Source organism: Gemmatimonadota bacterium, assembly GCA_039715185.1.
Classification (GTDB): domain Bacteria; phylum Gemmatimonadota; class Gemmatimonadetes; order Longimicrobiales; family RSA9; genus DATHRK01.
Genome location: JBDLIA010000127.1, coordinates 1 through 6,601 on the forward strand (window position 1 = coordinate 1; position 6,601 = coordinate 6,601).

Annotated in this window: 7 protein-coding genes; 4 read left to right on the forward strand and 3 right to left on the reverse strand. The window is 69.1% G+C overall.

From position 1 onward, the window contains the following. On the reverse strand, positions 1–960 hold a 960-nt coding region (locus ABFS34_15360), incomplete at its 3' end, for a DUF222 domain-containing protein (protein MEN8376805.1). A gap of 878 nt (positions 961–1,838) precedes the next feature. On the opposite strand from ABFS34_15360, the gene ABFS34_15365 reads away from it, so the two are divergent. From ABFS34_15365 to ABFS34_15375, 3 genes are all read left to right on the forward strand, one after another. Next, positions 1,839–2,309, forward strand: a complete 471-nt coding sequence (locus ABFS34_15365) for a hypothetical protein (protein MEN8376806.1) — start codon at positions 1,839–1,841, stop codon at positions 2,307–2,309. Between the two features lie 246 nt (positions 2,310–2,555). Further along, positions 2,556–4,040: a hypothetical protein gene (locus ABFS34_15370; protein ID MEN8376807.1), complete on the forward strand. Its 1,485-nt coding sequence runs from the start codon at positions 2,556–2,558 to the stop codon at positions 4,038–4,040. Next, positions 4,037–4,441 (forward strand): hypothetical protein, encoded by a 405-nt coding sequence (locus tag ABFS34_15375; protein ID MEN8376808.1) that lies wholly within the window; start codon positions 4,037–4,039, stop codon positions 4,439–4,441. The genes ABFS34_15370 and ABFS34_15375 overlap by 4 nt, the downstream gene beginning before the upstream one ends. A 26-nt stretch (positions 4,442–4,467) precedes the next feature. On the opposite strand, the gene ABFS34_15380 is transcribed toward ABFS34_15375, so the two are convergent. Beyond that, positions 4,468–4,656, reverse strand: a complete 189-nt coding sequence (locus ABFS34_15380; protein ID MEN8376809.1) for a hypothetical protein — start codon at positions 4,654–4,656, stop codon at positions 4,468–4,470. A gap of 117 nt (positions 4,657–4,773) precedes the next feature. Here ABFS34_15380 and ABFS34_15385 point away from each other — a divergent pair, with 117 nt between their 5' ends. Continuing rightward, on the forward strand, positions 4,774–5,415 hold the full coding sequence (locus ABFS34_15385; GenBank protein MEN8376810.1) for a hypothetical protein: 642 nt from the start codon (positions 4,774–4,776) through the stop codon (positions 5,413–5,415). A gap of 186 nt (positions 5,416–5,601) precedes the next feature. Here the strand turns inward: ABFS34_15385 and ABFS34_15390 are convergent. Further along, on the reverse strand, positions 5,602–6,601 hold a 1,000-nt coding region (locus tag ABFS34_15390), incomplete at its 5' end, for a DUF222 domain-containing protein (protein ID MEN8376811.1).

Consider the following 6,601-nt stretch of genomic DNA (forward strand, 5'->3'; position numbering starts at 1 on the left):
AAGCGGTTCAGACGTTTCCGCGGAAACGTGGGTGGGGTGCATGGCGGATCGGGTCGCCGGGTCCTTCAAGCCCGTCTCCTCGACGTGCAGCACCACCTGATAGCGCTCCGCCCGGGAGCCGCTCAGCGGACCGTCGCAGAATCCCGCAGCCAGCGCACGCTCGGCGAGCAGCCCGACCGCGTCGGCACGACGCTGCTCGGGAAGAGTCTCGTCGTCGCCACTACTCGCCCGCTCGCCCCGATACAGCACGTCGCTCGCGGCCTCGATCGCCCGCATCAGCACAGCGCCGACTTCCGGGTCGAGCCTGCCGCGCACCACGTACATGCCGTCGTCGTCGGGGAAGACGGAGAAGGCACGGGTCTCGTGGCGGCGCGCCTCGGCGTCGGCCTCCTTGGCGACGGAGTCCAATGTCCAGCCTCGCAGCTTGGCCTCGAGCCGCGCCGCGGAGCAGGAGCGCGCGAATTCGAGAAGAGCCTCCTCGCTCTCGGGCCGCGCCACACGCGTGAGCGCCCGCACCTTGGTGAACGACAGCTCGCCGTCGCGCATCGCGGCCGAGATCAGCGGCAGCTCGCGCAGCGCCCGCGCCGTCCGCACCCGCTCGCGCGCGGCGCCCGGCTTGATGCCGATGCGCCAGGCGAGCCACTCGGCGGTTCCAGCAAAGCAGGTATCCTGCCAGCCCCCGCGCTCGTCGTACTCGGCGAGCAGGACCATGGCCTCGTAGTGCAGCGCGTCGGCGCGCATGTAGGTCTCCGCGCAGCGTTCGCCGAGGAGGAAGAGCTCGTCGTCGGGGTCGTCGGCCGAGTCGTTCGAAGCCGCGGCCGGGTCGTAGCCGGCTGCTGCCTCCCGGACCAGGCGCGGGCCGCGGGCACCGCGCCGGGCGTACGGCCGCCGGTTCGGGGTCTCATCCTCACGCGCAACCGACACCGCACCATCCACCCGTACCGTCTCCGCCAGATACATGATCCGTGACCCCCTCCAGCACCACAAGTCGTTACCCGTTAATCGTCTACACTCAATATACGGGGCCCTCTGGCGAGGCTCTGAGCGCCCTCCTGCGGGCCGAACCGGGGTTCGGAGATGATGCGGGAAGGCGGGAGTGACGATCGCTGGGCAGGCGTTCAGTGGGCGCGGCGAGACGACGTCTCAGACAGCGGTCCGAGGTGCGCCCGACTCCGAGCCGAAGAAACTGTCCATAGCTATTCGGGACGACTTCGCGGGCGGCCGGCCCTCGCCCGACGGGGGGTGCCATGCGGTTTGCGGGGCGAGCGCCACGCCTGGGAGTCGCCAGGAATGGCCTCGAAAGGCGGCGACGGGGCGCCTCCCACAATCGACGGGGCGCGTCCCACCGTCGGCGGCGCCCGCATGTCCACGTGGGACGTTTCCGCGGAAACGCGGGGGACGGCAGAGTCGACGGTCCGGACGTCGTCAACGCGCTAGACGTTTCCGCGGAAACGCGCGAGACGGGCCCGTGGACGGCTCGGAGTCGTTGGCGCACGAGATCGGCGAGTTCCACGTCACGTTCGATCCGGTAATCTGACCGGGGGTCGCCCAGGCCACGTCGGGAGGCCACCTTGGTTTCGATCCCCCGCTTCGCGCGGATCCGTCCCACTCGAGTTCGCGCCCGTTCGTCCGTCTCCGAGGAGACCCACCGCCTCACTGCGTGCGCCGTCAGCTTGAGGGTCCTCAATCTCCCCCAGGCGCCAACGCGCACCCGTCGGGCGCAGCACCAGCTACGTACATCAAGCCGGTCTCCTACGTACTCCCGCGGCCCACCCTCTGTCACCACCCGGCGCAGGTTGGTGCAGCAAGATCGAATAACCCGGAGCCGGGAGGAGACCATGAGACGCGCGGCTGCAGTGATAGGGATCGCCTTCGTCGTCGGGGGCTGCTACATGGGAGAAGGCGGGATTACCGGTCTCGGAACCGGCTCGGGCAATTGCTGCGTCACGGGTGGTGGAGGCAGTGATGGCGGCGGCGGTGGCGGCGGAGCCGAAGAGGCTCTCGTCGCTCTTTCCGAGGGCACATACGACGTGAGGTTCCACGATCGGGTGGGCTCCATGACGGTCTCCACGCCTTCGGCGGAACTCGACCTCGCGTTCGACGTCAGGGGCTTCGAGCTGTCGTCCGCGGGATTCAACGGGCTCGACTACGAGGTTCTGCTCGTCCCCACGACCGATCCCAGGGGACTCTCATATCGCCTCCTCGTCGCCGATTCGATCGCTCCGGGGAGAGACAACTTCTGCGTCAAGGCGGAGATCGTCGACGGGCACGACGTCTGGTGTCAGATCACGCCCGGCGTCGGCGTCTGACCACCCTGAAACGTGCAGGCGCTTTCTTCGTCGCTGATGAACCCTGTGATAGGTAGTTTGAAAATGGACCGCTGTCCTATCTCCGCTTGTGAGGCCACCATGGAACCCACCCAGGCCACCCGCGACTACGCCACCCATCATCCGTCTCGTCGAGGACGCTTACCGGAGCGCTCTGCCCGGCTGAAAGCGGGCCTTGGGCTCGTGCCGGTTCTCCTCGGCGCGCTTGCCCTGTCGGGATGTCTCAGAGTGATGAAATCGACCCTCAGGGACGTCCCGGCCACGCCCCAGAACGTCGAATCGCCGGTACGCGCCTTTTTGGCGGACGGGTCGGTCGTGGTGTTCCTGGACGGCGCCACAGTGTCTGACCGCGCGATCGTAGGGGCCGGCGAGCGTTACGACCTGTTGAGGCAGCCGATAGGCACCGTCGGCGCTGTTCTCCTGGACAGCGTCCTGGGCCTGGAGGCGTTCGACCGGACGACCGACGTGAGTCTCTCGATCCTGGCGTCCCTCGGGACGACGGTGTTGGTGGTCGCAGGCTCCGTCGCGCTGATATGCGCGGCGGATCCCAAGTGTTTCGGCTCCTGTCCGACCATCTACTCGACGCACGAAGGCGAAGAAACCCTGGAAGCCGAGGCCTTCTCCTACAGTATCTCTCCCTTGCTCGAGGGCCGGGACATGGACCGTCTTTCGGTCGCCGCGAGTGAGGCAGGCTGGGTCGAACTCGAAATCCGCAACGAGGCGCTCGAAACCCACTTCATCAATCATCTCGAGCTGGTCGAGGTTAGGCACGCCGCGGGCCAGCGCGTGGTGACCGACGAGGACAACGTGCCCGCGGTCGTGTCGACTCTGAATCAGTTCGACCGGGTCATCGACCGAGACGGCCGCGACGTGGCAGACGACCTGTCGGCGCGCGATGAGCGGGTGTTCGCCTCATCCCCGGATCGAGTCGACGCTGCCGGCGCGGGCGATCCGTTGGACTGGCTCGAGGCCACGCTGCCCCCCATCGCGGGGGACACCGCCGCGATAGTGCTCCGGCTCAGGAACAGCCTTCTCAACACCGTGCTCTTCTACGAGTTCATGCTCGGCGCGCAGGGGGCGCGGGCGCTCGACTGGATGGCCCGCGACATAGAGGAGATCGGGACGGCGATCGAGCTGGGTAGCTGGTTCCATCGCACGATGGGGCTGCGCCTGGAGGTGGAGACGGAGGCCGGCTTTCAGGAAGTGTCCCGGTTCGGGGATACCGGACCCATCGCGTGGAAGGAAGTCACCTTCCGCGTGCCGGTCCGAAAAGACGCGCCCACCCGCTTCCGGCTCTCCTTTCTGGCCGACGAGTGGCGCATCGACCACATGACGTGGTCTGCGTCGATTACGGAAGCGTCGACTCGAACGATCCCCGTGCACCGGATCACTCCGCTGGTGGGCAGCGCCCGCGACGACCTGGAGGCACGCGTCGCGGCCGCCGACGACACCTATCTGGTGACGAGCGGCGGCTCCGGCTTCCGCGCGACCTTCGACGTGGGCCCGGAGCCCGATGGCGAGCAGCGCACGTTCCTGCTGGCTTCGCAGGGATACTACACCGAGTGGGTGCGCCCGACCTGGATTCGCGGAGCAGACAAGGCGGGTCCATTCCGGCCCACCGACAGCCTCGTCCCCGACCTCATGAAACGCTGGAAGGAACTTCAAGGACCGATGGAAGAGGCGTTCCACGCGACCCGGATTCCGGTACGATGAATATGCGAACAGCGCTCAGCGCGTGCGTTTTGGTTGCGTCCCTGCTTGCGGGATGCCGAGTCGGCGGGGGCTACGATGAGGCGGCGGTAGCTGCCGGGTTGGGCAGCCAGGTGCGGCTGGAACTCGCGGAGGGCGAGATGAGGGGCGAGCTGTTGCTGGCGCGGCCCGACGGCATCGTCCTCCTGCAAGGCGCCCGCGCGTTTCTCGCGCCATGGGCGGTCATCGAGAAGCTGTCCTTCTCGAGTTACCCGGTTGAGGACCACAAGGGAGGGATTGCTCCTTCCAGCGTGCAGAGGCGACAAATGCAGTTGGCGAGCCGATATCCGCACGGCCTCACCGACAGCCAACTCGCCGAGTTGTTGGCCGCGCTGGATCAGGCCGAATTGGAGAGACTGCAATGAGGCTCGGGGATCGGGGCGCCCCGGCTCTACGACATGCGCTCCGGGTTTCCCTCGCGGTTGGCGCGTGCATTGTCGTGTCGGCGGCTTTCTCCCAGGGCGCGCGTGCTCAGGACCCGGAGGCGCGTGCTCAGGATCCGGGCGCGCGCGCGCAGAACCCGCTCGAGCGTGAAGAGACCGGCCTCTTCATCGAACAAGCCCGCCCCTTCGTCGAACATGCTCGTCGCGCGGCGGAGCGTTTCGGCGATCCCTCCGCGGCGATGCGATCGGGGTATCGGCGCCTCGGTCCCGATTTCCCGGGCATGGGCGAGCATTGGGTGCATTCGGGACGGATCATGAGCGACGCGCTGGACCCCGCCAGACCCGCCATACTCAGCTACGCGTCCCGAAACGGCCGTCGAGAGCTCGTGGGGGTCGCGTTCGCGATCCCGCTCGGCCCGGGGGACGCTCCGCCCGCTGAGCCCTTCGGCGTGGACGTGTGGCACGATCACACCGGCGCCGTGGACGAGGAACTGCTGCTCCTGAATCACCCGTCGACCATGCACGGGAAAGGGACGGGCCACCGCCTCGCCGTGGTCCACGTCTGGACCGGAGTGGAAAACCCCGCCGGCCTCCTCACCCAGAACAACTGGGCGCTGCCGTTCTGGCGGCACGGCCTGGACGCCCCCGACCCGCTCTCGTCGATCGCCGCTCGCGGGGCTTCGCTCGCCTCCGACGGCGGTGCCTTCTACCGGGATCTCGTGCACCGGGTCGCCGATCTGACGCCCCCGGAGGCCGCCGCCGTGGACGAGGCCCTGGCCGGCGCCGCGGAGGCCGCCCGTCACGCCATCGAACGATATCGGGCGGACCCTTCACTGCCGGTCGATCAGATTCAGTTCGAGGCGATCTGGGCCGCGTTGTGGGAGGCCATAAGGGACGCGGTCGACCCGGAGAAATGGATCGCGATATCGAAGCTGTCGGGGGCGGAAGGCAGATAAGGCGGACCGCGCCCTCCTGGGAGGACGCCGTCATCGCCGGATACTCCCGAGCCGTCCGCGTCGACGACCGAGTCGGTGGTCGGCTCGGGACGTTTCCGCGGAAACGCGAGCAGCGCATCGGCCCGCCCCATGGGCGGCTACGACTCGCCCCCCATGGGCGGCTGCGCAACGCAGCCCCGTGCGCCGCTACGGGTCGGCCGCTGCCTCGACGGCCTCGAGCGCTCTGACCTCGACCCCCCAGGGCACATCCCGGTACCGCGCCCACCGGGCCGCGCCCTTGCGCCACGAAGGTCGATCGAGCCGGAGGTCGGCGAGCTGGACTGAGTTCGCCCGACCGTTGCCGCGCCCGTTACGTCGTGCTGTCGGCGGCGCGTCGTGGAGCACGCGGCCGTCCGGCATGAAGAAGGCGACCGCGTCGTCGGCGCCCCGGCACACCATCGCCCGACCCTCGTGCACCGCGCGGTGATGCCTGCGGCATAGCAGCACCAGGTTCTCCAGCCGCGTCTCGCCCCCGTCCGCCCAGTGCTCGACGTGGTGCGCGTCCGTGAAGCGCCCGCCGCAGCCGGGGAAGCGGCAGCCCCGGTCGCGGGCCTCGAGCGCTCTGCGCAGCGAAGGGGGCGTCGCGCGCGTGCGTCGGCCGACGTCGAGGATCGGGCCGGTCGCACCCTCGGCGCTGCGCGCCTCGCCGGCCCTCGACGCTCCCGCACGCGTGACTCTGACCACCGACGCGTCGCAGGACAGCCGTCTGGACGTTTCCGCGGCAACGCGCGTCCCGTCCTCCAGCTCCGAGAGTGGGCGCGAGGGCGGTGACGTTTCCGCGGAAACGTGGGCGGGGTGCAGGGCAGCCTGGGACACCGGGTCCTTCAGTGCCTCCTCTTCGACGTGCAGCACGACCTGGTAACGCTCGGCCCGCGAGCCGCTCACGGGCCCGTCGCCGAATCCGGCCGCCAGCGCCCGCTCGGCGACCAGCCCGACCGCGTCTGCGCGACGCTGTTCGGGAAGGGTCTCGTCGTCGAGATCGGCCGTTCGCTCGCCCCGAAACAGAGCGTCGCTCGCGGCCTCGACCGCCCGCATCAGCGCCGCGCCTACCTCCGGGTCGAGCCGGCCGCGCACCACGTACATGCCGTCGTCGTCGGGGAAGACGGAGAACGTGCGGGTCTCGTGCCGCCGAGCCTCGGCGTCGGCC

What these genes read in the sequence shown, in the direction of transcription:
- ABFS34_15365 (MEN8376806.1), top strand. Translation starts at nt 1,839, where the DNA reads ATGAGACGCGCGGCTGCAGTGATAGGGATCGCCTTCGTCGTCGGGGGC.
- ABFS34_15375 (MEN8376808.1), top strand. Translation starts at nt 4,037, where the DNA reads ATGAATATGCGAACAGCGCTCAGCGCGTGCGTTTTGGTTGCGTCCCTG.
- ABFS34_15380 (MEN8376809.1), bottom strand. Translation starts at nt 4,656, where the DNA reads ATGTTCGACGAAGGGGCGGGCTTGTTCGATGAAGAGGCCGGTCTCTTC.
- ABFS34_15385 (MEN8376810.1), top strand. Translation starts at nt 4,774, where the DNA reads ATGAGCGACGCGCTGGACCCCGCCAGACCCGCCATACTCAGCTACGCG.